Here is a 26,617-nt window from a genome sequence, read left to right on the forward strand (position 1 = left end):
TACATTTTGTTTCTAGAACAACGGATAAAATTTAACAACTTTGAAACGCAATAATGCGTGGTCAAACCAGAGATTTACACCACAGTGTTAAGCCGATCACTTTCAGCTGAATGGCCTACCCCAGCACCATCGTGCTCAACCGACAGGTACAGCACCGCCGCCCCTGCTCGTCGAATACCACGATCTCCCAGCTCTGGCTCGAACGCCCCAGATGTAGCGGCTGACACACGCCGCGCACCTTACCGTGAGAGACCGCGCGATGGTGCGTGGCGTTCAGCTCTGTGCCGACCACGTTCTGCCCGTCGCGGGTCATCAGAAAACCGGCCATTGAGCCCAGCGTTTCCGCCAGCGCCGCCGACGCCCCGCCGTGCAGCAGGCCAAACGGCTGATGGGTACGGGCATCCACCGGCATCTCTGCTTCCAGCGTGTCGTCCCCGAGGCGGGTATAGACGATGCCCAGATGCGCCACCAGGGTGTTCATGCTGGTGGCGTTCAGTTCTTCAAGCGATAAATGACGTTTCCAGATCATTACGCCCCCAGCGTGGAGCCGCCGTCCACCACGATATCCTGCAGGGTAATATGGCTGGCGGCATCGGACGCAAGGAACAGCACGGTGGCGGCAATTTCCCGCGGGCGGGCGATTTTGCCGAGCGGAATGCCGAGCTTGAACTGCTCGCCAAAGCCGCGAATGCGCTGCTGCTCCGCATCGTCGCTTTTCCACAGGGTGCGCTGCATGTCGGTGTCCGTTGAGCCCGGCGACACCAGGTTACAGCGCACGCCGCTGCCCGCCAGCTCCAGCCCGACGGTCAGCGCCAGGCTTTTCAGCGCTGCCTTCGACGCACCGTAGGCACTCATGCCGATGCGCGGGGTGTGCGCCGCGTCGGAGGCCACGGTCACTATCGCCCCGCCCTGCTGACGGCGGAACTGGCCCATCGTCTGCTGAAACAGGTTAAACGCGCCGCCGACGTTAACCGCAAAGGTCTGCTGCCAGTCCTCCTGCGAAAGCTCGTCCGTCGCGCCCATGCGCAGAATGCCCGCCGCGTTAACCAGCACGTCGAGGCGCTCAAGGGTGCCAAGTAAGCGCCCGCAGACGTCGCCCACCTGCGACGCATCCGCCACGTCCAGCGTTTCGGTGGCAAACGGATAATCGTCCTGCGGGAAGGCCAGATCGAACCCGGTCACCCGCGCGCCCGCCTCCACAAAGGCCAGCGCGGTCGTATAGCCAATACCTTTACCCGCGCCCGTTACCCAAACCGTTTTACCGGTAAAATCGGCCCCCGCCATCACTTCACCTCACGGGAGAGCAGCGCCCACCAGGCGTCAAGGGTCGGATTTTTCGCCAGCATCACGAAGTCGATGTCGCCGTGCACCTTTCGCCAGCGGGCGGCCAGCGCCATCATGCGCACCGAGTCCAGACCGTAGTCGATCAGGTTTTCGTCATCCATCGGCTCGTCGGACTCGTCCAGCAGCGGCAGGATCAGCGCGCGCAGCGCGGCTTTCGTTGCCGGAACGGACGGCAGCAGCTCATCGGTCATCACCACGCGGCCAGAACGTCCTGCCACGTATTTCAGCGACATCAGGTGCTCGTCGCGGGTGAAGTCCGCCAGCGCATCGGCGATAAAGAACGGCTTGATGTCGCGCATAAAGGCATCTGTGGCGGTGGTCATGCAGCCGATATGGGCATAAACGCCGGTAATCAGCAGCTGGTTGCGGCCGGTCTCTTTCAGCATCTGCTCCAGCGGCGAGCGGTGAAACGCGCTGTAGCGCCACTTCACCAGCACGGTGTCCGCTTCGTCCGGCGCCAGTTCAGCCACGATACGCTGCTGCTCCGGCGAGCGGGTCAGGCCCGGCCCCCACATGTCGTTCAGCAGGGCGCGGTCTTCATCGCTCTGCTCTTTCGGCTGCGCGGTGTAGTACACCGGGATATTGTGTTCTTTGCAGTACGCGCGCAGTTTAGCGATGTTCGCCACCACCTGCTGCATCATGTCGCTATTTTCGCCCCAGAAGTTCAGGAAATACTCCTGCATATCGTGGATCAGCAGCGCGGCGCGCTCCGGCTCAAACGCCCAGTTGACCTTGTTGGTCGGCAGCTCTGCGGCGGTTGGCAGCGCGTAAGCGGTTAATTTTGGAATGGCCATTCTCTGTTCCTCAGCCCCGGGCGCGTTCAGCAAGCCACAGGCGCAACTGTTTCTTATCAACTTTGCCGACCGGCGTGAGCGGAAGCGCATCCACGCTCTCCACGCGGTCCGGCAGCTTAAATTCGGCAACGCCCTGCTCACGCAGGAAGCGGCGCACCTCAACCGCGCGCAGGGGCTGTTTCACCACCAGATACGCACAGCTTTTTTCGCCCAGCAGGGTGTCCTCCATGCTCACCAGCGCGGCGTGGATCACCGCCTCGTGGCGCAGCAGCAGGTTTTCGATCTCTTCGGCGGCAATTTTTTCGCCACCGCGGTTGATCTGATCTTTCTCGCGCCCCTGCACGGTGATGTAGCCCTGCTCATCGATGGCGATCAGATCGCCGGAGCAGTAGAAACCGTTGGCATCAAAGGCGCTGGCGTTGTGCTCCGGGCTGTTGAAATAGCCGCGGAAGGTGTACGGGCCGCGCGTCATCAAACGTCCGACTTCCCCGCGCGGGAGCGGATTGCCGTCCTCGTCCGCCACCCACACCTCGTCATCAGGGCACATCGGACGACCCTGGGTATTGATGATGCGTTCCGGTGCGTCGTCGAGGGCGGTGTAGTTCACCAGCCCTTCCGCCATGCCAAACACCTGTTGCAGCTGGCAGCCGATTTCCGCCGGAATACGCGCCGCGAGCGTGGCGGAGAGGCGTGCGCCGCCCACCTGGAGCAGCTTGAGGGATTTCAGCTGCGCGTTCCCCGCACCGTCGGCAATCGCCTGCAGCCAGAGGCTCACCGCCGGAGGGACCAGCGACGTCACGTTGATCTGATGCTGCTCAATCAGCGGGAAGCAGAGCGTGGCGCTCGGATCGTTCGCCAGCACCACGCAGCCGCCCGCCGTGAACACGCCTAACGATCCCGGCGAGCTCATGGCGTAGTTATGCGCCGCGGGAAGCGCGTTCAGATAGCGGGTGTGCGCAGTGATGCCGCAGATTTCATTGCTGCGGCGGATGCTGTAGTCGTAGTCGTTGTGCGTACGCGGGATCAGCTTCGGCGTACCGGTGCTGCCGCCGGAGAGCTGGAAGAACGCCACCTCGTCTGCGGGCGTCGGGTTGGGGATGAAGTTGTCCGCCGGGCGCGCAATCGCCGCTTCCAGCGCATGTTCACCCTTATCGCCGCGCAGCAGCACGGCGCGAACCGAGCGGTGTTCATCCACAAAGGTATTGAGAAAATCATCCCCCGCGAACAGGGCATGTTCGCGATCGGCGATCAGCACGGCGGGTTTGATCTGGGCGGCGTAGGCGTTCAGCTCGCTGCGCTGATGGCTAAAGAGCGCGTTAACCGGCGCGACGCCGATCTGCAGCAGCGCGAAAAAGGTGATGTAAAACTCGGCCACGTTGCCGAGCTGCACCAGCGCGGTCTCGCCGCGGTGCAGCCCCTGAGCCTGGAGGGCAGACGCCAGATTCGTCACCGCCTCATTAAACGCGCGGTAGGTGATGTGGCGATCGCCGTCAATAATCGCGACCGCATCGTTTTGCGCATGGTCCGTCAGGATGTGGGTCAGCGGCAGATCCTGCCAGTAGCCTTTTTCACGGTAGCGGCGGGCAAAATCCTCAGGCCAGCGGGTAAAAGGGATGGTCATGGGTATTCCTTAGTGCAAACCAAACACGTTAAGCATGGTGGAGAGCTTCACGCCCGTCTCACGCCACTCGCCCACCGGGGAGGAGGCAGGCACAATGCCCGCGCCGGCAAACAGGCGAACGGTATTTTCGTGAAGACGCGCGCAGCGGATGGTCACCACCCACTCGCCGTTGCCTTCACTGTCGCACCAGCCGACGATGCCGCCGAACAGCTCGCGGTCGAACGGCTCCAGCTCGGCAATCAGTTCTTTAGCCGCCTGATGCGGGAAGCCGCTCAGGGCCGGGGTCGGGTGCAGCAGGCAGGCCAGCGTCAGGGCGTTTTCGTTCTCGCGCGCGTCACCTTCAACCGGCGTCGCCAGATGCCACAGCGTCGGCGTGGTGATGAGCTGCGGGGAAGACGGCATGCTCAGGTGATGGCTGCGCGGTTCCAGAATGGCCTTCATCGCCTGGGTCACCAGGTCGTGTTCGTGGCGGTCCTTTTCGGAGGCCAGCAGCTTATTGCCCGCCTCGCGATCCAGCACGTCGTCCGGCTGGCGGCGCGCGGAGCCTGCAAGCGGCAGCGAGCTAAAGTGCCTGCCCTCTTTGCGCAGCAGCAGTTCCGGGCTGGCGCCGAGCAGCACGCCGCCGTCTTCCAGCGGCACGTGGAAGTTAAAACTCGCCGGGTTCTGAGCGATCAGACGCTCCATCAGCGCGCCGCTGTCCATTTTTTTGTCGGTGGCGATATCAATCAGGCGCGACAGCACTACCTTATTCACCTGCGGCGTGGCGGTGAGAGACGCGGCGCGCGCGACCATCTCTTCAAAAACGGGCTGAGCGGGGATCTCGGTGCGCTGTTCCACCTTCAGCGCCTGCGCGCCGGAGAAATAGCGTGCGGACTGCTGACGCGCGGGACGGGAAAACGTCTCCCAGCGTTGCGGAATAAACAGCGAAGACGGCTTGCGGGTATCGAACGGGATGGCCCCTACCATGACGGGATGGGCGATGCCGCTGGCTTTCGCATCCCGGAAAGCCTGGGTTAGTTTCTGCTGGAACTGCCCCGCCGGATCGTCGCCGCCGACGGCAGGTTCAGAGAATCGGGCAAAACAGCCTGAGGTGGTAAAACTGCGGTAAGGCGACATAAAGAAAAAGCTGTCTGATTGCAGCGTGGTCGCGGTGTGCTGAACTTCCTCAGCCAGGGACGTGTCCATATCATCCTCCTCAAAATGATAAAAGAAGCAATAATGATTATCATTTATATTTTCGTCGGCTAACCTAATCCCACAGCGCGCCGCTGTCAACCGTCGGGCCATTAACTTCTGCGACAAACGCTTGCATCCCTTCCCGGCAACCATGAAAATGAGAAGCATTATCTTCAATAAAAACAGGATGCCGCTCTGTGAAAATCGCTGCCGTTTGCCGCAATGCCCTTCTTCTGACAGGACTTTTTGTTTTAGGACTAACCTCAGCCACCGCCGCAGACTGGCCGCGCCAGGTCAACGACAGCCGCGGCATGCACACGCTTGAGAGCAAACCGACGCGCATTGTTTCTACCAGCGTGACCTTAACCGGCTCCCTGCTGGCGATTGACGCGCCGGTCATTGCCAGCGGCGCAACCACGCCGAACAACCGCGTGGCGGACGCGCAGGGTTTCCTGCGTCAGTGGGGGGATATTGCAAAACAGCGTAAGGTTGCACGGCTGTACATCGGCGAGCCGAGCGCCGAAGCAGTGGCCGCCCAGATGCCGGACCTGATTCTAATCAGCGCCACCGGCGGGGATTCCGCGCTGGCGCTGTACGATCAGCTCTCCGCCATCGCCCCGACGCTTATCATCAATTACGACGACAAAAGCTGGCAGGAACTGCTGACCCAGCTGGGCACGATGACCGGGCATGAAAAACAGGCCGCTGAACGCATCGCCGCATTCGATAAACAGCTCGCGCAGGTGAAACAGCAGATGAAACTGCCGCCGCAGCCGGTGAACGCCATCGTCTACACCGCCGCCGCGCACACGGCTAACCTGTGGACGACAGAATCGGCGCAGGGCAAGCTGTTACACCAGTTGGGCTTTACGCTGGCGGCGTTACCCGATGGGCTGCACACCTCAAAAAGCCAGGGCAAGCGTCACGACATTATTCAACTGGGTGGAGAAAATCTGGCGACGGGGCTGAACGGCGAAGGGCTGTTCGTGTTTGCCGGCGACGAGAAAGACGTGAATGCGATTTACGCCAACCCGCTGCTGGCGCATTTACCGTCGGTGAAAAACAAACGCGTCTGGGCGCTGGGAACGGAGACGTTCCGCCTGGATTATTACAGCGCGATGCTGGTGTTAGACAGATTGAGTGAGTTGTTTAAGTAGGCATTTTCCCTCCCTCTCCCCGCGGGAGAGGGCCGGGGTGAGGGCATCAGGCCGCACCGTCGTTCAACACGACCTCCTGCCTGAACCGCCGCAATTCCACCAGCGCCACCAGTAAGATCGCGCCAACCATCGCTAACACAAACCCGCTGCTGCTCGCCGACGCCACCGGGGTCATTATCGCCCCCAGCCCGCCGAGGATCGCCGCGCCAATCGCATCGCCCGTCACGTTCTGCGCGGTCCACAGGCCGTTGATACGCCCCAGCATCCCTTCCGGCGTCTGGGTCTGGATCAGGGTGTACTGTAAAAGTGAGCTGACCGCACTCAGCCAGCCGAAAATCACCAGACACATCACCCCCAGCGCCCAGACCGGCATCAGGCTGAAGAAGCCGATGGCGATAAACGAGGCCAGCGTGGCCACCAGCATAATCAAGCCCGGACGCGCGCTTTGGGCCAGGTTACCGCTGGTCAGCGCCCCGCAGGCCGCACCGAGCGGAATGGCGGCGTACAGCACGCCAATCTCTGAGGCGCTCATCTGCCACTCGCCCGCCAGCGCCGGGTAAAGCACGCGCACGGCGCTCGCCATCGTCAGCAGGCCGCCGAGCAGCGCAATGCCGCCAATCAGCGGGTTGCTGAACAGAAAACGAATCGCGGCCATCAGGGACTTCAGCGGGTGCTCGCGCGGCTGCGGCGGCGGGGGCAGGAGCGGCAGACGCAGCAGCGTCAGGGTGGTGATAAAGGTGCCCGCCGCGGCAAGGCCGTAGTTCCACGCCACGTTGCCGGTGGCCAGCAGCAGGCCGCCGACCATCGGCGAAATCACCGAGCCGAGGCGCACGGTGAGCATGGTGATCGCCCCCGCCTGCATCAGGTTCTCGCGCCCCACCAGCGCGGGCGTTGCCGCCAGCAGCGCCGTCACGCCGAGCGAGGCGAAAAAACCGTCCCACAGGCCAAGGGCATAAATCGCCATCAGCGACGGCTCCGGCAGCATGGCGTTCAGACACAGCCCGATAAAGCCCACCCCGCAGGTGCCGCGCGCCAGCAGGATCAGCTTCTTTCGCTCGTAGCGATCCGCCAGCACGCCGCCGACCATCAGGCCGATAAACATCGCCCCGCCGGTTAAGGTGACGGATAGCCCCACCAGCCAGCTGGAGTGCGTCATAGTCTGGATCTGTACCGGCACGGCGACGCCGAGCAGGCCGAGGGACAAAATGGAGATAAAGCGAGCGATAAAAACGGCGCGATACGCCGGGTGCGTTTTCAACAGGCTGAGGTTAAGCAGCCAGGATTTTTGATTCATGACAAAGCCTTGAGTCTATTTCTACCCATTCCATGGGCGCACATGCTAACATAGCCAAATAAGATAGATAACGATAATCACTATCATTATCAAATCATGGATGTTGCTATGTCGTTTTCCTCTTCTGCGGTGCGCGCCATTGCCGTGCCCGTATTATTGCTACTGCTAATCCTTGCGATTGCACTCAGCCTGCTGGTCGGCGCGAAGCCGCTACCCGCGTCCGTTATCGTTGATGCGCTCTCCGGAACCTGTCAGAGCGCGGACTGCACCATCGTGCTCGACGCCCGCCTGCCCCGCACTCTTGCCGGACTGCTGGCCGGTGGCGCGCTCGGCCTTGCGGGTGCCCTGATGCAAACCCTTACCCGTAACCCGCTGGCGGACCCCGGCATTCTCGGCGTCAACTCCGGCGCCAGCTTTGCCATCGTGCTCGGCGCAGCGCTGTTCGGGTTGACGTCACCCTCTGAACAGCTGGCGATGGCCTTCTGCGGCGCGCTGGCCGCCTCGCTGGTGGTCGCGTTTACCGGCAGCCAGGGCGGCGGGCAGCTCAGCCCGGTACGCTTAACCCTGGCAGGCGTGGCGCTGGCCGCGGTGCTGGAAGGCTTGTCCAGCGGCATCGCCCTGCTCAACCCGGACGTCTACGACCAGCTGCGCTTCTGGCAGGCCGGTTCGCTGGATATCCGCACCCTTGAAACCTTAAACGTGGTGGCAATCCCGGTCATTATCGCCGCCGTCGTGGCGCTGTGTTTAAGCCGGTCGCTGAACAGCCTGAGTCTCGGCAGCGACACCGCGACCGCCCTCGGCAACCGCGTCGCGCGCACGCAGCTGACTGGCCTGCTCGCTATCACCGTGCTGAGCGGCAGCGCAACCGCCGTGGTCGGTCCGATCGCCTTTATCGGCCTGATGATGCCGCATATGGCGCGCTGGCTGGTGGGGTCGGACCACCGCTGGTCGCTGCCGGTCACGCTGCTGGCCACCCCTGCCCTGCTGCTGTTTGCCGACGTGCTGGGCCGCCTGCTGGTGCCCGGCGAGCTGCGCGTCTCGGTGGTGAGCGCGTTTATCGGCGCGCCGGTGCTGATCTTCCTGGTACGTCGCAGACGCGGAGGTGGCGCATGATGGCTCCTTCCCGTCGTTTACTCACCAGCGTCTTCATGCTGGCTATCGCCATTACTCTGCTGGCGGTCTGGAGCCTGCAAAGCGGTGCCGTAACGCTTGATTTCGCGCAGGTCTTTCACGCCCTCACCGGCAGCGCGCCGCGTAACATCACCATGGTGGTCACCGAATGGCGACTGCCGCGCGTGGCGATGGCGATCCTGGTGGGCGCGGCGCTCGGCGTCAGCGGCGCGATTTTCCAGTCGCTGATGCGTAACCCCCTCGGCAGCCCGGACGTGATGGGCCTGAATACCGGCGCGTGGAGCGGCGTGCTGGTGGCGATGGTGCTGTTCGGGCAGCATCTGACGGCCATTACCTTTACGGCGATGGCGGGCGGCATTCTGACCTCGCTGCTTATCTGGGTCCTGGCCTGGCGCAACGGCATTGACACCTTCCGGCTGATCATTATCGGGATAGGCATCCGCGCGATGCTGATGGCCTTTAACACCTGGCTTTTGTTGCAGGCGTCTCTGGAAACCGCGCTCTCCGCCGGGCTGTGGTATGCAGGCTCCCTCAACGGCCTGACGTGGAGCAAAACCTGGCCCGCCGCGCCGCTGATTTTGCTGATGTTTATCGCCGCCCTGCTGCTGGTACGCCGGATGCGGCTGCTGGAGATGGGCGACGACAGCGCCTGCGCGCTGGGCGTGAGCGTTGAGCGCTCGCGCCTGATGCTGATGCTGGTGGCGGTATTGCTGACCGCTGCGTCCACCGCGATTGCCGGGCCGATCTCGTTTATTGCCCTTGTCGCGCCGCATATCGCGCGGCGTCTTAGCGGCACCGCACGCTGGGGCTTGACCCAGGCTGCCCTGTGCGGTGCGATGCTGCTGCTGGCCGCCGACCTCTGCGCCCAGCGGCTGTTTATGCCTTATCAACTTCCGGTGGGCGTAGTGACCGTCAGCCTCGGCGGGATTTACCTCATCGTCTTGCTCGTTCAGGAGTCACGCAAGAAATGACAGATTCAACAACCCGCTTGCGCGGCGAAAACTTGACCCTCGGCTATGGCAAAAAAATCATTGTCCGTGATTTAACCGTCGCCATTCCGGACGGCCACTTCACCGCGATTATCGGTCCGAACGGCTGCGGCAAATCAACCCTGCTGCGCACTCTGAGCCGCCTGATGTCGCCGACAGAGGGCAGCGTATTCCTCGACGGGGAGCAGATCCAGCGCTTCGCCAGCAAAGAGGTGGCCAGGCGCATCGGGCTGCTGGCGCAAAACGCCACCACGCCGGGAGATATCACGGTGCAGGAGCTGGTCTCGCGCGGGCGCTACCCACACCAGCCACTGTTTACCCGCTGGCGCAAAGAGGACGACGAGGCCGTGAAGCGCGCGATGGAGGCAACGGGCATCACCGATCTGGCTCAGCAAAGCGTGGATACCCTCTCCGGCGGACAGCGACAGCGGGCGTGGATCGCGATGGTGCTGGCGCAGGAAACCGCCATTATGCTGCTGGACGAGCCGACGACCTGGCTGGACATCAGCCATCAGATTGACCTGCTGGAGCTGCTGAGCGAGCTGAACCGCACGCAGGGGTATACCCTGGCGGCGGTGCTGCATGATTTAAATCAGGCCTGCCGCTACGCCACGCATCTGATTGCCTTGCGCGACGGCGAGATTGTGGCGCAGGGCGCGCCGAAGGAGATTGTGACGCCAGAGCTGATCGAGCGGATCTACGGCATGCGCTGCATGATTATTGACGATCCGGTGGCGGGTACGCCGTTGGTGGTGCCGTTAGGTCGGCGGTAATTGCCGGGTGGCGGCTACGCCTTACCCGGCCTACATTCAGCTCCCGTAGGCCCGGTAAGCGCAGCGCCACCGGGCATTTGCACTATGCTAAAATTTCCTTCAGTATCGGCCCAATCTTTTCAAACGCCTGCGGTGAAATGATATCCACGTGGGCGCAGTCCTGGCTGTAGACCTCCAGCTCGCCCACCCACGGCGCCCAGGCCGTATGCGGATCCATCGTTCGCGTACTTTCGGCAACAAACAGCGTCGCTTTACCGTCAAAGCATGAACTGTGCGCGGTGGTGAGCAACCGCACCGCGTCCGCGTAGTTGCCTTCAATGGTGTTAAACAATTCGCTGGAGCCCTGTCCCTGCTGGGCGGCGATAAACGCCTGACGCTCGCGCTCGATCTCCGCCAGCACTTCCGGGTCAAGGCCGTTTGCCTCTTTCTCCGCCCAGTTCTGGGTTTCCGGCGGCCAGGTATCCAGCAGGCCAAGGAACGCCACCGCTTCGCCCTGCTCGCGCAGGCGCGCCGCAATGCCCTGCGCCAGCGTGCCGCCGAGCGAATAGCCGAACAGGTAATACGGCCCGTGCGGCTGCTGCTTACGCAACGTTTTCAGGTGATGTTCGATCACCCCATCGAGATCCGCGCACTGCTGCATCGGGCCGTTTGGCCGCGGCGACTGAATGCCGACGATGGACCAGCGCGGGCTGAGGTAACGCGCCAGGACGCTGAACTGCCAGGCAAAGCCGGACGCCGGATGGAAGCAGAACAGCGTCGGGCCGTTGCTTTCACGCAGCGGCAGCAGGGTTTCATACCCCAGACGCTGCGCCTGTTCGTCGCTCAGTTGCGAGTCCAGCAGCGCGCTGAGCTTGCCGACCGTCGAGGCGACCATAATCTGCCCCGGCGTGACCTTGCGGCTGAACGCACGACCGAGCTGAGCCGCGAGGCGCATCGCCAGCAGCGAGTGGCCGCCAAGGGCAAAGAAGTCGGCGTCGATATCGTTCACTTCGCAGCCCAGCAGCGCAGAAAACGCCTGCGCCACGGCGGCTTCGGTTTGCGTCTCGGGTGCGCGACCGCAGGTTTTGCTGGTCAGCTCCGGCAGCGGCAGCGCCTTGCGATCCAGCTTGCCGTTGGCGCTTAGCGGCAGCGCGCTGATTTGCAGCAGCACCACCGGCACCATATGCGGCGGCAGCTGTGCCCTGAGCGAGTCCAGCAGCGTGTCGCGATCCAGCGGTAAACCGGATTCGGAAACCACATACCCTACCAGCTGGCGGGCATCGCCGCCCGTTGCCGCAGCCTGATTGAACACGCACGCATGCGCCACGGCCTGGGCCACGTCCGGCAGCGACAGCATCGCCCGGTCGATTTCGCCCAGCTCAATGCGCTGACCGCGGATTTTCAGCTGGTCATCGCTGCGGCCCAGATATTCCACCGCCCCGTTGTCCAGCCAGCGGGCAACGTCTCCGGTGCGATACATCCGCTCGCCTGGGGCAAACGGATCGGCAATAAAGCGGCTGGCGGTGAGGTCGGGACGTCCCAGATACCCCTGGGCCAGCTGAATGCCGGTGAGATACAGATCGCCCGCCACGCCGAACGGCACCGGGCGCATCATCGCGTCCAGAATGCGCAGCCCCGTATTCCACACCGGGAAGCCGATCGGCACGCTGTTGCCCTCCACTGCCGCCAGCTCCGGGCCGTACGCCGGATACCAGCTCACGTCCACCGCCGCTTCGGTTGGGCCGTAGAGGTTGTGCAGCGGTACATGAGTGAGCTGCTCCCACTCGCGGCACAGCGCCGTTGGCAGCGCCTCGCCGCTACAGAACACCTGCTTCAGCGTCCTGCAACAGTCGACGTTTTCCGGCGTCAGCGAGGCGACAAATGCCGCCAGCATCGAGGGCACGAAGTGGGTGGTGGTTACGCCATATTCTGCGAAGAAGCTCTGCATCGCCTGCGGATCGCGGTGCGCGTCCGGCTCGGCCATCACCAGCTTTGCCCCGGCGATAAACGGCCACCAGAACTCCCACACCGACACGTCAAAGCTGCACGGCGTTTTCTGCGCCACGACGTCATGCGCCGCCAGTGGATAATGATCCTGCATCCACTTCAGGCGGTTAACGATGGCGGTATGCCCCACCATCACCCCTTTCGGGCGTCCCGTTGAACCCGAGGTAAAGATGATGTACGCGGTCTGCTCCGGCTTCGCCAGACGCAGAGGTTCAGCGCCTGTGGCTGGCAATAGCATGTTGTAACTAAATGAAGGTATCGGCAGATCGTTAAAGCGCGGAAGCTGCGCGTCGGTGGTAATGAGGAGCGACGGTTTCGCGTCCTCCAGCATCATCCGCAGACGATCGTCCGGGTAGCCGGTATCCAGCGGCAGCCAGGCGGCGCCGGCTTCAACAATCCCGTGCAGCGCCAGGGTCAGGAACACCGAGCGCGGAAGCGCCACCGCCACGCTGTCGCCCGGCTTCACGCCGCGCGCGCGCAGCAGATTTGCCAGCGCGACCACCTGCTCGCGCATCTGGCGGTAGTTCAGCTCAATATGGGCATCCGCCAGCGCGGGAGCGTCCGGCGTTTTGCTCGCCTGCTCCGCCACCAGATCCGCCAGCGTGGTGGAGGGCAGCGCCAGGCCGGTATCGTTGATGTGCGCCAGACGGGCGTATTCCTGCTCTGATACGGTTTCCACGTCGCCACAGCGCAGGTCAGGGTTCGCGGCAAACTGCGCCAGCATCGCGTTCAGGCGCGAAACGTGGCGCTTCAGCGTCGCGTCGTCGTAACGCTGCCTGTTGGCGAGGATCTCAATGCTTAATCCGCCCTGCTCATCCGGGAACAGCGCCAGCTCGAGATCGTTCACCGGGCCGGTCGCCAGCGTGTGGGTGATGGCCTCCACGCCGTCAATATCCAGCTGATAATCAAACACCTTCACGTTCAGCACCGGCCCAAACAAGGGTTCGTCCCCTGCGGCCCGCCCACTGTCGCGTACGATTTGCTCGGCGTCGTAGCGCTGATGGCGACGCATCTTTTTCAGCTGGTTCGCCAGGCGCAGCGCCAGCTCTGGCAGGCTCTCAAGCGGATTAATATTCACCGCCAGCGGCAGGACGTTAAGCACCGGGCCGGTTGCGGTCAGCGCGGCGGACCCCATGCGGCGCATAAAGATAAACCCGGCGGCGTAGTCCAGCCGTCCGGTGAGGCGGCCGAGCCACAGCGCCACCAGCGCAAGCGCCAGATCGGTGCGCTGTGCCTGCCCGGCTGCCTGCGCCAGCTGGCTAAAGGCGCGAGCGTCCATTGCAATTTTCAGGCGCAGGATGTCGGTAGTGGCGGCGCGTCCCGGCAGCGGCGCGGAGGAGAGCGAGACCGGAGGAGGAAGCTGTTTGCGCTGCCCGGCCCAGAAAGCACCGTCGCGCTGCCAGGCCTCGCTGTCGCGATAGCGCTGATACTCGTCAACGACCTCGGCGAACGGAGTAAACGGTGAGGCTGGGGTGGGTTCCCCTTTCTTCCAGGCAGCGTAAATCCCGGCGATCTGGCGGGTAATCGCCGGGAAACTGAAGCCATCCACCACCAGATGGTGATAGCGCTGATACCAGTACCAGCGGTGGTCACCGACCTGAATCAGCTGATGGAAAGCGAGCGGCTGACCACTGTCCACGCGCAGATCCTGGCTGAGATCGGCCTCCATCAGCGCCACGGCGGCGTCGTGAGAATCAACGCGAACGATGGACGGCTCCGGCAGGATCAGGGTCTCATCGACCCACTGCCAGACCTCGCCGTTATCTTCAGCGAAACGCGTGCGCAGGGTATCGGCCTGCATCATGCCCTCGGCGATGGCGTTAGCCAACAGCGGCGCGTCGATATTCCCTTTCAGCTCGGTGTAGTGGGCCACGCTCCAGGCGTTTGGCAGCGAGGAAAGCTGCTCTGCCATCCAGATACCCGGCTGGGCGGCGACGAGAGGGAGACGGTTCATGCGCGCTCCCCCGCAAAAGAGGACGGCTCAAGCGTCTGCCAGCGTTGCGCCAGCCACTGCTGGCACGCCTCCTGAGAGTGCGGCTCGCAGACCACGCGCCAGCCCGCGGGCAATTCGCACTGCTGCGGCCACAGGCTGTACTGCCCCTGGTCATTTTGCAAAATGGCGAACTGTCCCTGCGGATTATCGAAAGGATTGCTGAATTCCATACAGACTCCGTTATTGAATGAGCGGCTGCCAGAGGGTCATCAGCCCCTGCGTCAGCCCACCGCGCCAGCAAAGCGCATCGTGTCCGCCGTCAACCTGACGCCAGATAACCGGTTGCTGAGTGTGTAGTTCGGCGAGGATCGCCTGGTTTGCGCGCAAGATAAGCGGCTCGTTGCGCCCGGCCTCAAGGACGATGCGCAGCCCGCGAGCGGTTTTTTCACCCGCTTTGAGTTGTTCAATGACCAGCCCGTCCTGCTGCCCGCCGCGGTGCGGCCACCAGTAGGAGCCGGACTGGCTGAGCACGCAGCCAAAACGCTGCGGCCAGTGCAGTGCGGCATAAAGGGAGGAGAGACCGCCAAAGCTTTGCCCTGCGACCACCGTACGGTCGGCGCGGTCGCTAAACGGCGAGCGTTGTTGGACAAGGGGGAGAAGTTCTTCCTGCACCGCCAGCCAGAAGTCGGGATTGCACGGTAGCTCGCGGTTACGGTGCTCCATATTAATAACATCGATTAAGACATAGACCGCAGGCGGCAGGTTGCGCTCGGCGGTGAGCGACGCCAGCGCAGGCCAGACCGGCATGCTTTCGGCCCAGAACTGCCCGTCGAGCAGCACCGCCAGCGGGCGCTCGGGGCTTTCATCCCCGGTGGTAAAAATCCACACGCGGCGACGGTTCTTCAGGCGCGCGCTGTGCCACTCAATGCAGACAGGCTTTTTGTAAGGCGTATCAGGATGGTTCCAGCCCGGCTGTACGGGCGCCTCCGGCATTTCCAGCGCCGAGACGGCGTGCCCGCGCCCGCCGCGCCAGCTCTGCGGATTCAGCGGGTCTGAAACCGCGTGAGGCAGCAGCTTGCGCCAGCCTTCGCGCAGCGCCATGCGGTCCGGCTGCTCGCCTTCAAATACTGCATCGGCAAAATCGTTTTCGTTATCGGAGGGGATAAAACAGTAGCTGCCGCGCCATTCGGGGCTGAACTCCCCCTGCCACTGCCAGACGTCGGTATCGGGAATGCGTTCAAGCGATTGCGGGCGGGCATTCTGATGGTGGTCGGTCACGCCGGTAACGTAGAGCCAGACGCGTTTAACCGTTGAGGTCTGCTGGGTTCCTGCCGGGTCCCGCCACCAGAATGTGACGCGATAGTTTTCCTCATGACGTTGCCATTCCGGCCCGTTTTTCGACTGCCACCACGCTTCACTTCCGGTTGTTAACGCCGTCACCCTTATAACCCCATGTTTAGCAATATTTTTTGTTTCAGAGCAAATTTTATTGATAATATTATTGATAACTATTTGCATTTGCAATAGCGTATTGCCCGCGCTGTGGGAAGCGCGTTCATAAATAACCATAAAAGCGGGACGTACAATGAATAAGAAGATTCACTCTCTGGCCTTGCTGGTCAATTTAGGGATTTATGGCGTCGCGCTGCCTGTCATGGCAGACGACAACGCCGCCTCTGCGCAGCACGAAGACACGATGGTGATCACCGCCGCCGAGCAGAATTTGCAGGCGCCAGGCGTGTCGACCATCACCGCCGATGAGATCCGCAAAAACCCGCCCGCGCGGGACGTGGCGGAAATCATCCGCACCATGCCGGGCGTTAACCTGACCGGGAACTCCACCAGCGGCCAGCGCGGGAACAACCGTCAGATCGATATTCGCGGCATGGGCCCGGAAAACACCCTGATCCTGATCGACGGCAAGCCCGTCACCAGCCGCAACTCCATCCGCCTGGGCTGGCGCGGCGAGCGAGATACCCGCGGCGATACCGGCTGGGTACCGCCGGAGATGATCGAGCGCATCGAGGTCATTCGAGGCCCGGCCGCTGCACGCTACGGCAACGGCGCGGCGGGCGGCGTGGTGAACATCATCACCAAAAAGTTCGACGACCAGTGGCACGGCTCCTGGAACACCTACCTGAACGCGCCAGAGCATAAAGACGAAGGTTCTACCAAGCGCACCAACTTCAGCCTGAGCGGCCCGCTGGGCGGCGACTTCAGCTTCCGCATGTTCGGTAACCTGGATAAGACTCAGGCCGACGCGTGGGACATCAACCAGGGCCACCAGTCTGAGCGTACCGGAGCCTACGCCAACACCCTGCCCGCGGGCCGCGAGGGTGTAGAGAACAAAGACATCAACGGCGTGGTGCGCTGGGACTTCGCGCCGATGCAGTCGCTGGAGTTTGAAGCGGGCTACAGCCGCCAGAACAACCTCTATGCGGGTGACACGCAAAACACCAACAACGACAACGCGCTGGTGAAGAAGAACTACGGCAAAGAGACGAACCGTATTTATCGCCAGAACTTCGCCGTGACCTGGAACGGCGGCTGGGACAACGGTATTACTACCAGCAACTGGGCGCAGTACGAACACACCCGCAACTCCCGCCTGGGCGAAGGGCTGGCGGGCGGTACGGAAGGCCTGTTCAACAGCAATAAATTCACCGACACCGATCTGGCCGACGTGATGCTGCACAGCGAAATCAACCTGCCGATTGATTTCATTGTGAACCAGAACCTGACGCTCGGCACCGAGTGGAACCAGCAGCGGATGAAGGATTCAACCTCCTTCTCGCAAACCCAGCAGGGTGGCACCATCCCGGGCATGAGCGAAGACCGTAGCCCGTACACGTCAGCGGAGATCTTCTCTCTGTTCGCTGAGAACAACATGGAGCTGACCGACAGCACCATGCTGACCCCTGCCCTGCGCTTCGATCACCACACCATCGTGGGCAATAACTGGAGCCCGTCCCTGAACCTGTCGCAAGGTCTGGGGGATGACTTCACCCTGAAGATGGGCATCGCGCGCGCCTATAAAGCGCCAAGCCTGTATCAGACCAACCCGAACTACCTGCTGTACAGTAAAGGCCAGGGCTGCTACGCAAGCTCCGACGGCGTGGGCTGCTACATGATGGGTAACGACGATCTGAAAGCGGAAACCAGCATCAACAAAGAGATTGGCCTGGAGTGGAAACGCGACGGCTGGCTGGCGGGCGTGACCTGGTTCCGCAACGACTACCGCAACAAGATTGAAGCGGGTTACGCGCCGATTGGCCAGACCTCCACCGGTAAAGTCACCACCGATATCTACCAGTGGGAAAACGTGCCGAAGGCGGTGGTGGAAGGTCTGGAAGGCTCCCTGAACGTGCCGGTCAGCGACACCATCAACTGGACCAATAACATCACCTATATGCTGCAGAGCAAGAACAAGGAGACCGGCGACCGTCTGTCGATCATTCCGGAGTACACGCTGAACTCAACCCTGAGCTGGCAGGTGCACCAGGATGTGTCATTGCAGTCGACCTTCACCTGGTACGGCAAGCAGCAGCCGAAGAAGTATAACTATAAAGGCCAGCCGGTGACCGGGTCTGAGAAAGACGAGGTCAGCCCGTACAGCATCGTTGGCCTGAGCGCCACCTGGGACGTGACGAAAAACGTCAGCCTGACCGGCGGCGTGGACAACGTCTTCGACAAGCGCCAGTGGCGCGCGGGTAATGCCCAGACCACGGGGAACGCGACAACCGGTGCGTATATGTACGGTGCGGGGGCGTATACGTATAATGAACCGGGTCGCACCTGGTACATGAGCGTAAACACAAGATTCTGATACAGGCAGTGACTTCCCCCTCTCCCTGTGGGAGAGGGTTGGGGTGAGGGCATCAGTCCGCACAATTCAGAGGGAAAAACCATGCACACCACCCACAGCACATTTTCTCTCGCCGGCCTCACCCTCCACCGCATCACCTTCGACCCCACCACCTTCACCGACGCCGATCTCCTCTGGCTCCCCCATCACGCCCAGCTCGCTGACGCCGGACGTAAACGCAAGGCTGATCATCTGGCAGGACGCATCGCCGCCGCGCACGCCTTACCTGACCACACCGTTCCCGCCATCGGCCCCAGCGGGGAACCGCTCTGGCCGGACGGAATTTCCGGCAGCATCACCCACAGCGGTACCCAGGCCATGGCGGTAGTGGTTCGCGATCGACACGCGCTTATCGGCATCGACTGCGAAACTATCCTGCCCGAAAATGAAGCCAGAGAAATTAAGGACGGCATTATTGATGCCCAGGAAGAGCGCGTGCTTTCCCACTCGGGTTACCCGTTCGCCCTCGCCCTGACGCTGGTTTTCAGCGCCAAAGAGAGCCTGTTTAAGGCCCTTTTTCCGCAGGTGCAGGCTTACATGGGGTTTGACAGCGCGCGCGTCACCCTGCTCGACGATAACACGCTTACGCTGGCGTTGACCCGTCAACTGTCAGGCTTTAACGAAGGCACCGCCTTCACCCTGCACTGGCAACTGCGCGGTGAGCAGGTCATCACCCTGCTGTCACACGTTCCTGCCGACGCGCCTTCACGCTGGTCACCACAAACGTCACGATAAACACCACCGCGAACAGGACCACTATGGTCGGCGCGGGCGCACTGTCGAGATAAAACGAGGCATACACGCCGCTGACCGACACCAGTATTGATACCGCCACTGCCACCAGCAGCGCCATGTGAAAGCGTCGGGCGATCAGCACCGCCACCGCGCCGGGGGCAATCAGCAGCGAAATCGACAAAATAATCCCCACCGCCTTCAGCGTCGCCACGATGGTCAGCGACACCATGCACAGTAAGCCATAGTGCAGCCAGCGGGCGCGCAGGCCGCTCGCCTGCGCCTGCTGATAGTCAAAGCAGAACAGCAGGAAATCACGCCATTTCAGGCCAATCACCAGCGCAATCAGCCCCGCCACGAGACCGCTTTGCAGAATGTCCATCCCGTTAATGCCCAGCATATCGCCGAACAGAATGTGGTCGAGATGCACCTCAGGTTTGACGGCGATATAGAGGATCAGCCCCGCGCCGAACATCCCGGAAAAGACAATCCCCATCACCGTATCCTGCTTGATGCGGCTATTGTCCTTGAGGTAGCCGGTGGCAACCGCGCAAAACAGACCGGCAACGAACGCGCCCAGCGCCAGCGGCAGGCCCATCACCCACGCCAGCACCACGCCGGGAAACACCGCGTGGCTCATGGCGTCGCCCATCAGCGCCCAGCCTTTGAGCACCAGAAAAACCGACAGCAGCGCGCAGGGCACGGCTACCAGAAGTGAAATCAGCAGCGCGTTGTTCATGAACGCAAACTGGAAGGGTTCAAGGAGCAGCGCCATCATGGGTGTGCCTCCTTCGCGCGGCGGCGGCTGGCGAGCAGCCCGTGCTTCGGCGCAAAGACGAACGCCAGCAGGAACAGCAGCGTCTGGGCGACCACAATAATGCCGCCGGTGGCGCCGTCCAGATAATAGCTGGCCCACGCGCCGAGGAAGCTGGTGAGGCTGCCAATGGCGACGGCAATCACCAGCAGACGCGGGAAGCGGTCGGTGAGCAGCCACGCGGTTGCGCCGGGCGTAACCACCAGGCAAATCACCAGAAATGCGCCGACGGTTTGCAGCGCCGCCACGGTGGAGACCGCCAGCAGCGTGAAGAACAGGATCTTCAGGCGCTCCGGGCGCAGGCCGATCGCGCGGGCGTGGTTCTCATCAAAAAAGGTCACCATCAGATCTTTCCATTTGAACAGCAGGATAACCATCGACACCACGCCGATAATCGCCAGCTGGACGATATCCTCCGGAGCGATAGCCAGAATATTGCCGAGCACGATGGTCTGAATATTCACCGAGGTTGGGTTGAGCGAGACCATAAACAGCCCCAGCCCGAAAAAAGAGGAGAAGATCAGCCCGATAATGGCGTCCTCCTTCAGGCGGCTGCGCTGGTTGAGAAACAGCATGCTGCCCGCCGCCAGCCCGCCCGATAAAAACGCCCCCAGCGAGAACGGCAGCCCGAGCATGTAAGCGCCCGCCACGCCCGGCACGATGGAGTGCGAGAGCGCATCGCCGATCAGCGACCAGCCTTTGAGCATCAGGTAGCAGGAGAGAAACGCGCACAGCCCACCCACCATCGCCGAGACCCACATAGCGTTAAGCATGTACTCATAGCCGAAGGGTTCGAGAAGCGCGTTCATTTGGCCTCCTGCCGGTGCGTCACGAAGGGCCGCTCGTCGTCGGTAATGATGCGATCTTCCGAGCCGCTGAGTACCACGTGGCGCAGCACGCCGCTGAAGGCGCGCTCAAGGTTTTCGGCGGTGAAGGTGGTTTCCGTCGGACCGCTCGCCAGCACGGTGCCTTTGACCATCACCGTGTAATCGCAAAACTCCGTGACCGAGCCTAAATTGTGGGTCGAGACCAGCATGGTTTTGCCCTCGTCGCGCAACTCGCGCAGCAGGCTGATGATTCTGGCTTCGGTTTTAACGTCCACGCCGGTAAACGGCTCGTCGAGCAGGATCACCTCGCCCTGCTGGGCAATCGCCCGCGCCAGAAAGACGCGCTTCTTTTGCCCGCCGGACAGTTCGCCAATCTGCCGATGGCGCAACTCGAGCATATCCACGCGCTTCAGGGCGTCGGTCACGATCTGCCGATCCTGCGCTTTAGGCCGCCGCAGAAATCCCATATGCCCGTAGCGCCCCATCATCACCACGTCCTCGACCAGAACCGGAAACGACCAGTCGACCTCTTCCGACTGCGGCACGTAGGCGACCAGGTTCTGGCGCAGCGCCCGGTGAGGCGGCAGCCCATTGAGGGTGATAGTGCCGCTCGCCGCCCGAACAAAGCCCATCACCGCCTTAAACAGCGTGGACTTGCCGGAGCCGTTCACCCCCACCAGCGCGGCAATCGATCCGCCGGGCACGCTGAACGACGCATTGCGTAGCGCCGTGTGGCCGTTGCGGTAGGTCACGGTCACGTCCGTGACGACAATCCCCTTCTGCATGGTCACTCCTTCATGCCGTCGCGAATGCCCTGCACCAGCGTGCGGGTGGTGACGTTCAGCAGATCGATATAGGTCGGCACCGGGCCGTTTTCCGCACTCAGGGAGTCAACGTACAGCACGCCGCCGTAGTGGGCGCCGGTTTCCCGCGCCACCTGACGCGCCGGCTTATCGGAGACCGTGCTTTCGCTGAATACCGCCGGGATGCGGTGTTTCTTCACCAGATCGATCACCTTGCGCACCTGCTGCGGCGTCCCCTGCCGATCGGCGTTGATCGGCCACAGGTAAAGTTCCTTCATGCCCAGATCCCGCGCAAGATAGGAGAAGGCGCCCTCGCTGGTCACCATCCAGCGTTTGTCTTCCGGGATCTCCGCCACCTGCTTGCGCAGCGGTTCGAGGGTCGCGACGATCTTCTGCTTGTAGGCCTCAGCGTTGCGTTGGTAGACCTGCGCGTTGGCCGGGTCGTACTTCACCAGCGCGTCGCGGATGTTATCAACGTAAATCAGCGCGTTGTCCGGCGACATCCACGCGTGCGGGTTAGGCTTGCCGTCGTACGGCCCCTCGCTGATGCCCATCGGGGTGATGCCCTGGGTGACAATCACCTCCGGCACGCCGTTCAGGTGCTGATAAAAACGCTGGAACCACAGCTCCAGGTTCATGCCGTTCGCAAGGATCAGCTGCGCCTTTTGCGCGCGCTTGATATCCCCCGGCGTCGGCTGGTACTCGTGGATTTCAGCGCCCGGTTTGGTGATGGAGGTGACTTCTGCGGCATCCCCCGCCACGTTTTTCGCCATATCCGCGATGACGGTAAAGGTGGTGATGACCTGGAACTTTTCAGCCGCCAGCGCGCCCGTGCTGGTCGTAGCCGTGAGCAGCGCGCCGAGCAACAGACGCTTTAATCCTTGCAGTGGGTGCATCGCAGAAGTCTCCTGAGGTGGTGAAATTCAAAGCAAAATTAGCCCGTGCTATAAGGTATAGCACAGGCTATATTTAAATGAAAATGGTTATCATTAAAGTTATGTCAATGAAGGGTGGGCCTGACGGCGCTTCGCTTATCAGGCCTACGGAAAAGCAGTTTTGAAGGCCGGGTAAGCGCAGCGCCACCCGGCAAAAAAATGGCTGGATTTTTAATTAAAAGAGTTTGTCATTACTCAAACATCCGGGAACATCACGCTATTCCCCGGCGCTTCCCTGTGCAGATGGATAAAGTTCAGGTGCCGTTCATACTGGTCCAGAATATCCGTAATCACCTGCTCCTTGCTGTAGTCCATCAAATCATTCCCCTGGCTACCCTCCAGTAAGAAGGTTTCCAGCCGGTAGTAGGTTGATTTTCCGCTGCGCGCCCGGTAGGTAAAGCCGGGTACCGAGTACTGCTGCGGCCAGATCTGATATACAAAGTTCTGCTCGTCGCCCATGTGCACCAGCAGATCCAGATGACCCAGATTTTCGCCCTCTTCCGGCGGCAGGTTTTTCAGCTCCACGTAGGCGCCGCGCAGCCTCAGCTCCTGCGCCACCTCTTCCATCGCCGGGTAGCAGACCGTCTCCATCATCTGTTTGGTGTAGCGCGTGCCCGGGTAGTTCATCAGGCGCGACAGGCGTTTCTTCCAGCTCAGCCTGTCCTGAGCGCCCATTGGCCGCGGCGCGGTGTCGCGGCTGGCGCTGACGCGCCGGTAGTCTTCCACTTTGAGCGATTTATACAGCCCGGCCATCACGAAGAAGATCACAAAGCTGAACGGCAGCCCCATAATCACCGTGGTGTTCTGCAACGCCGAAATGCCGTTGGTCATCAGCATGCCGAGCGTCAGCAGGCCGATGGCGACGGACCAGAAGATACGCAGCCAGTTCGGCGCGTCGCTGTTGATGTCCTTCAGCCTCGAGGTGAAGTTGCCCAGCACCAGCGCGCCGGAATCCGCCGAGGTGACGTAAAACAGCAGGCCGGTGATGGTCGCCACGGAGGCGCTAAAGGTAAACGCCGGATACTGCGCCAGCAGGCTGTAGAAGCCGCGCTCCGGGTGCGCCATCGCTTCCTGGGCAAAGGTTGCGTTGCCGTGGATGATCTCGTGCAGCGCGCTGTTGCCGAAAATCGACAGCCACAGCAGGGTAAAGGTGAACGGGATGATCAGGGTGCCCATCACAAACTGACGAATGGTGCGCCCGCGCGAAATGCGCGCCAGGAACAGGCCAACAAATGGCGACCATGCGACCCACCACGCCCAGAAGAACAGAGTCCAGTTGTTCATCCACTCCACCGGGCGGTCAAAGGCGAAACTATTCAGCGTCATGCCCATGAAGCGGTTCACGTAGTCGCCCACGTTCAGCACCAGGGCGTTGAGCAGGAACGACGTGTCGCCCATAAACAGCACGAACAGGATCAGGCCCAGCGCCAGCGCCACGTTCAGCTCAGAGAGCACGCGGATGCCCTTATCCACGCCGGAGGTCACCGAAATGGTGGCGATAATCACCGAGAGCGCAATCAGCGCCGCTTTCGCCGCCATCGAATCCGGGATATCAAACAGCACGCTTAGCCCGTAGTTGAGCTGGACCACGCCAATGCCGAGCGTCGTCGCGATGCCGAAGATGGTGCCAATGACCGCCGCAATATCGACGCTGTGGCCAATCGGGCCGTTAATTCTTTTCCCGAAAATCGGGTACAGCGCGGAGCGGATGGTGAGAGGCAAATTATAACGATAGCTAAAGTATCCCAGCGCCATGCCCATCAGGGCATACATCGACCAGCCCGTCAGGCCGTAGTGGAACAGCGTCCAGACCATCGCCTGACGCGCGGCCTCCATCGTCTGCCCCGCCCCTTCCGGCGGCTGCATATACTGCGTGACCGGCTCGGCTACCGAGAAGAACATCAGATCGATGCCGATGCCCGCGGCAAACAGCATCGCCGCCCAGCTCAGCAGGCTGAACTCGGGCTTGGACTGCTCTGGCCCGAGCTTCACCGAGCCGAAGCGCGAGCAGGCAATGCAGACCACGAAGACGATATAGAGCGTCGCCGCCAGCAGGTAGTACCAGCCGAAGGTCTTCGACACCCAGTTCAGGGTGCGGCCAATCCACTCGGCAGAAAAATCGTTAAAGAAAATGGTCGTCAGGGAAAACAACAAAATCAGCCCGGCGGACGTATAAAAAACGACCGGGTTGATTTTGTCTTTTTCTCTGTCTTGTGAAAGGTCTGTCATCCAGTATCCCCACTGTTTTTGTAACTATTGAAATCCAAAATCGCAACAATTAAGACACATTTTATATTGAACGTCCAATCAAAAACCGCTTTAATAGATTACCAACGCTGATGAATGGAGTGGCAAAAATGCCCAAAGTGGGGATGCAGCCGATCCGGCGCAGGCAGCTTATCGACGCCACGCTGGAAGCAATTAATGAAGTGGGCATGCATGACGCAACCATTGCGCAGATCGCCCGTCGGGCGGGCGTGTCCACGGGGATCATCAGCCACTATTTCAAAGATAAAAACGGCCTGCTGGAAGCGACCATGCGCGACATCACCGGCCAGCTGCGCGACGCGGTATTAAGCCGCTTACGTGCCCTGCCGAACGGCAGCGCGGAGCAGCGTCTGCAGGCGATTGTCGGCGGTAACTTTGATGAAACCCAGGTGAGCAGCGCGGCGATGAAGGCCTGGCTAGCCTTCTGGGCGAGCAGCATGCATCAACCGATGCTCTACCGTTTGCAGCAGGTCAGCAGCCGCCGGTTGCTCTCAAACCTGGTGTACGAGTTCCGCCGCGAGCTGCCGCGTGAACAGGCTGAAGTGGCGGGCTACGGGCTCGCCGCGCTGATTGACGGGCTGTGGCTGCGCGCCGCGCTAAGCGGCAAACCGCTGGACAAAACCCTCGCGCAATCGCTCACCAGCCACTTTATCAGCCAGCATTTACCGACCGAATAACCGAGGAGGAAGCATGTCCCGAATGGCAGAACAGCAGCTTTATATCAATGGTGGTTATACATCCGCCACCAGCGGTCGCACCTTCGAGACCATCAACCCGGCCAACGGTGAAGTTCTGGCGAGCGTGCAGGCCGCCGGGCGCGAAGACGTGGACCGCGCCGTAGAGAGCGCAAAGCGCGGGCAAAAAATCTGGGCGGCGATGACCGCCATGGAGCGCTCGCGCATCCTGCGTCGCGCCGTCGACATCCTGCGCGAGCGCAACGACGAGCTGGCAAAGCTGGAAACCCTCGACACCGGTAAGGCGTTTTCTGAAACCTCGACCGTCGACATCGTCACCGGTGCGGACGTGCTGGAGTACTACGCGGGGCTGATCCCGGCGCTGGAAGGCAGCCAGATCCCGCTGCGCGACACCTCATTCGTCTACACGCGCCGCGAGCCGCTGGGCGTGGTGGCGGGCATCGGCGCGTGGAACTACCCAATCCAGATCGCCCTGTGGAAATCCGCCCCGGCGCTGGCGGCGGGCAACGCGATGATCTTCAAGCCGAGCGAGGTCACCCCGCTCACCGCCCTGAAACTGGCAGAAATCTACACCGAGGCGGGCCTGCCGGACGGCGTGTTTAACGTCCTGCCGGGCGTGGGCGGGGAAACCGGTCAGTACCTGACCGAGCATCCGGGCATTGCCAAAGTCTCCTTCACCGGCGGCGTCGCCAGCGGCAAAAAGGTGATGGCGAACGCCGCGGCCTCTTCCCTGAAAGAGGTGACGATGGAGCTGGGTGGTAAATCTCCGCTGATTGTGTTTGACGATGCGGATCTGGATCTCGCCGCAGACATCGCCATGATGGCCAACTTCTTCAGCTCCGGGCAGGTGTGCACCAACGGCACCCGCGTGTTCGTGCCTGCAAAATCTAAGGCCGCGTTTGAGCAGAAAATCGTTGAGCGCGTGGGCCGCATCCGCGCGGGCGATCTGTTCGATGAAGCTACCAACTTTGGCCCGATGGTCAGCTTCCCGCACCGCGACAGCGTGATGCGCTATATCGCCAAAGGCAAAGAGGAAGGCGCGCGCGTGCTGTGCGGCGGCGACGTGCTGAAGGGCGAAGGCTTCGATAACGGCGCGTGGGTGGCCCCGACCGTGTTCACCGACTGCACCGACGAGATGACCATCGTGCGCGAAGAGATCTTCGGCCCGGTGATGTCCATCCTCACCTATGAAAGCGATGAAGAAGCCATTCGCCGCGCCAACGACACCGACTACGGTCTGGCGGCGGGCATCGTCACCGCCGACCTGAACCGCGCGCACGGCGCCATTCACCAGCTTGAAGCGGGCATCTGCTGGATCAACACCTGGGGTGAATCCGCCGCGGAGATGCCGGTTGGCGGCTACAAGCACTCCGGCATTGGCCGCGAGAACGGCGTGATGACGCTTCAGAGCTACACCCAGGTGAAGTCCATCCAGGTTGAGATGGGTAAATTCCAGTCCATATTTTAACCGGGAGGTTTA

General features: G+C 61.7%; 22 protein-coding genes. 8 read left to right on the top strand and 14 right to left on the bottom strand.

All coding sequences use genetic code 11. The features are described from left to right. Positions 1 to 115 precede the first annotated feature (115 nt). From entH to entC, 5 genes are read right to left on the bottom strand one after another with little or no spacing between them, the layout of a single operon-like run. The gene (entH, locus tag IM284_RS06750) at positions 116 to 529 is read right to left on the bottom strand and encodes a proofreading thioesterase EntH (RefSeq protein ID WP_047367704.1); all 414 of its coding nucleotides are present in this window, start codon (positions 527 to 529) and stop codon (positions 116 to 118) included. After that, on the bottom strand, positions 529 to 1,284 hold the full coding sequence (gene entA / locus IM284_RS06755; RefSeq protein ID WP_047367703.1) for a 2,3-dihydro-2,3-dihydroxybenzoate dehydrogenase EntA: 756 nt from the start codon (positions 1,282 to 1,284) through the stop codon (positions 529 to 531). The genes entH and entA overlap by 1 nt, the downstream gene beginning before the upstream one ends. Next, complete coding sequence (locus IM284_RS06760; protein ID WP_041910945.1) at positions 1,284 to 2,138, bottom strand: isochorismatase; 855 nt, start codon at positions 2,136 to 2,138, stop codon at positions 1,284 to 1,286. The genes entA and IM284_RS06760 overlap by 1 nt, the downstream gene beginning before the upstream one ends. Positions 2,139 to 2,148: 10 nt before the next feature. After that, positions 2,149 to 3,759, bottom strand: coding sequence for a (2,3-dihydroxybenzoyl)adenylate synthase EntE (gene entE / locus IM284_RS06765; protein WP_047367702.1), 1,611 nt, complete (start codon positions 3,757 to 3,759; stop codon positions 2,149 to 2,151). A 9-nt stretch (positions 3,760 to 3,768) separates the two neighbouring features. Next, positions 3,769 to 4,944 (bottom strand): isochorismate synthase EntC, encoded by a 1,176-nt coding sequence (gene entC / locus IM284_RS06770; protein ID WP_047367701.1) that lies wholly within the window; start codon positions 4,942 to 4,944, stop codon positions 3,769 to 3,771. Positions 4,945 to 5,132: 188 nt separating this feature from the next. Here entC and fepB point away from each other — a divergent pair, with 188 nt between their 5' ends. Continuing rightward, positions 5,133 to 6,092, top strand: a complete 960-nt coding sequence (gene fepB / locus IM284_RS06775; RefSeq protein WP_047367700.1) for a Fe2+-enterobactin ABC transporter substrate-binding protein — start codon at positions 5,133 to 5,135, stop codon at positions 6,090 to 6,092. A 46-nt stretch (positions 6,093 to 6,138) separates the two neighbouring features. On the opposite strand, the gene entS is transcribed toward fepB, so the two are convergent. Further along, positions 6,139 to 7,386, bottom strand: a complete 1,248-nt coding sequence (gene entS, locus IM284_RS06780; RefSeq protein WP_047367699.1) for an enterobactin transporter EntS — start codon at positions 7,384 to 7,386, stop codon at positions 6,139 to 6,141. 108 nt (positions 7,387 to 7,494) lie between these two features. Here entS and fepD point away from each other — a divergent pair, with 108 nt between their 5' ends. The 3 genes from fepD to fepC are packed head-to-tail and all read left to right on the top strand — an operon-like array spanning position 7,495 to position 10,279. Continuing rightward, positions 7,495 to 8,499: a Fe(3+)-siderophore ABC transporter permease gene (fepD, locus tag IM284_RS06785; protein ID WP_047367698.1), complete on the top strand. Its 1,005-nt coding sequence runs from the start codon at positions 7,495 to 7,497 to the stop codon at positions 8,497 to 8,499. Continuing rightward, on the top strand, positions 8,499 to 9,488 hold the full coding sequence (fepG, locus tag IM284_RS06790; RefSeq protein ID WP_120247346.1) for an iron-enterobactin ABC transporter permease: 990 nt from the start codon (positions 8,499 to 8,501) through the stop codon (positions 9,486 to 9,488). Before fepD ends, fepG begins: the two co-directional genes overlap by 1 nt. Continuing rightward, on the top strand, positions 9,485 to 10,279 hold the full coding sequence (gene fepC / locus IM284_RS06795) for an iron-enterobactin ABC transporter ATP-binding protein (RefSeq protein ID WP_047367696.1): 795 nt from the start codon (positions 9,485 to 9,487) through the stop codon (positions 10,277 to 10,279). The genes fepG and fepC overlap by 4 nt, the downstream gene beginning before the upstream one ends. Before the next feature lie 82 nt (positions 10,280 to 10,361). Here the strand turns inward: fepC and entF are convergent, their stop codons facing one another. Genes entF through fes form a run of 3 tightly spaced genes read right to left on the bottom strand, consistent with a single transcriptional unit; the run spans position 10,362 to position 15,638 of the window. Continuing rightward, complete coding sequence (entF, locus tag IM284_RS06800) at positions 10,362 to 14,219, bottom strand: enterobactin non-ribosomal peptide synthetase EntF (protein WP_047367695.1); 3,858 nt, start codon at positions 14,217 to 14,219, stop codon at positions 10,362 to 10,364. Then, positions 14,216 to 14,428, bottom strand: coding sequence for an MbtH family NRPS accessory protein (locus tag IM284_RS06805; protein ID WP_028012289.1), 213 nt, complete (start codon positions 14,426 to 14,428; stop codon positions 14,216 to 14,218). The genes entF and IM284_RS06805 overlap by 4 nt, the downstream gene beginning before the upstream one ends. A gap of 10 nt (positions 14,429 to 14,438) precedes the next feature. After that, complete coding sequence (gene fes / locus IM284_RS06810) at positions 14,439 to 15,638, bottom strand: enterochelin esterase (protein ID WP_047367694.1); 1,200 nt, start codon at positions 15,636 to 15,638, stop codon at positions 14,439 to 14,441. 145 nt (positions 15,639 to 15,783) lie between these two features. Here fes and IM284_RS06815 point away from each other — a divergent pair, with 145 nt between their 5' ends. Both IM284_RS06815 and entD read left to right on the top strand, forming a co-directional pair. After that, a complete protein-coding gene (locus tag IM284_RS06815) occupies positions 15,784 to 18,024 on the top strand; it encodes a TonB-dependent siderophore receptor (RefSeq protein ID WP_047367693.1) in 2,241 nt (746 codons plus the stop codon). An 81-nt stretch (positions 18,025 to 18,105) separates the two neighbouring features. After that, complete coding sequence (gene entD / locus IM284_RS06820; protein ID WP_047367692.1) at positions 18,106 to 18,798, top strand: enterobactin synthase subunit EntD; 693 nt, start codon at positions 18,106 to 18,108, stop codon at positions 18,796 to 18,798. On the opposite strand, the gene IM284_RS06825 is transcribed toward entD, so the two are convergent. From IM284_RS06825 to betT, 5 genes are all read right to left on the bottom strand, one after another. Next, the gene (locus IM284_RS06825) at positions 18,734 to 19,573 is read right to left on the bottom strand and encodes a metal ABC transporter permease (RefSeq protein WP_047367691.1); all 840 of its coding nucleotides are present in this window, start codon (positions 19,571 to 19,573) and stop codon (positions 18,734 to 18,736) included. The genes entD and IM284_RS06825 overlap by 65 nt on opposite strands. Then, on the bottom strand, positions 19,570 to 20,418 hold the full coding sequence (gene sitC, locus IM284_RS06830; RefSeq protein WP_047367690.1) for an iron/manganese ABC transporter permease subunit SitC: 849 nt from the start codon (positions 20,416 to 20,418) through the stop codon (positions 19,570 to 19,572). The genes IM284_RS06825 and sitC overlap by 4 nt, the downstream gene beginning before the upstream one ends. Further along, positions 20,415 to 21,221: a manganese/iron ABC transporter ATP-binding protein gene (locus IM284_RS06835; protein ID WP_047367689.1), complete on the bottom strand. Its 807-nt coding sequence runs from the start codon at positions 21,219 to 21,221 to the stop codon at positions 20,415 to 20,417. The genes sitC and IM284_RS06835 overlap by 4 nt, the downstream gene beginning before the upstream one ends. A 2-nt stretch (positions 21,222 to 21,223) precedes the next feature. After that, positions 21,224 to 22,135 carry a metal ABC transporter substrate-binding protein gene (locus IM284_RS06840; RefSeq protein ID WP_047362700.1) on the bottom strand — a complete coding sequence of 304 codons (912 nt, stop codon included), beginning with the start codon at positions 22,133 to 22,135 and terminating at the stop codon, positions 21,224 to 21,226. A 234-nt stretch (positions 22,136 to 22,369) separates the two neighbouring features. Beyond that, positions 22,370 to 24,403: a choline BCCT transporter BetT gene (gene betT / locus IM284_RS06845; RefSeq protein WP_047367688.1), complete on the bottom strand. Its 2,034-nt coding sequence runs from the start codon at positions 24,401 to 24,403 to the stop codon at positions 22,370 to 22,372. Between the two features lie 128 nt (positions 24,404 to 24,531). Here betT and betI point away from each other — a divergent pair, with 128 nt between their 5' ends. Further along, the gene (gene betI, locus IM284_RS06850; RefSeq protein ID WP_047367687.1) at positions 24,532 to 25,119 is read left to right on the top strand and encodes a transcriptional regulator BetI; all 588 of its coding nucleotides are present in this window, start codon (positions 24,532 to 24,534) and stop codon (positions 25,117 to 25,119) included. A gap of 13 nt (positions 25,120 to 25,132) precedes the next feature. Then, positions 25,133 to 26,605 (top strand): betaine-aldehyde dehydrogenase, encoded by a 1,473-nt coding sequence (betB, locus tag IM284_RS06855; protein WP_047367686.1) that lies wholly within the window; start codon positions 25,133 to 25,135, stop codon positions 26,603 to 26,605. Positions 26,606 to 26,617 lie beyond the last annotated feature (12 nt).

This window comes from Enterobacter cloacae complex sp. P12RS (genome assembly GCF_014895875.1).
Taxonomy (GTDB): Bacteria; Pseudomonadota; Gammaproteobacteria; order Enterobacterales; family Enterobacteriaceae; genus Enterobacter; species Enterobacter bugandensis.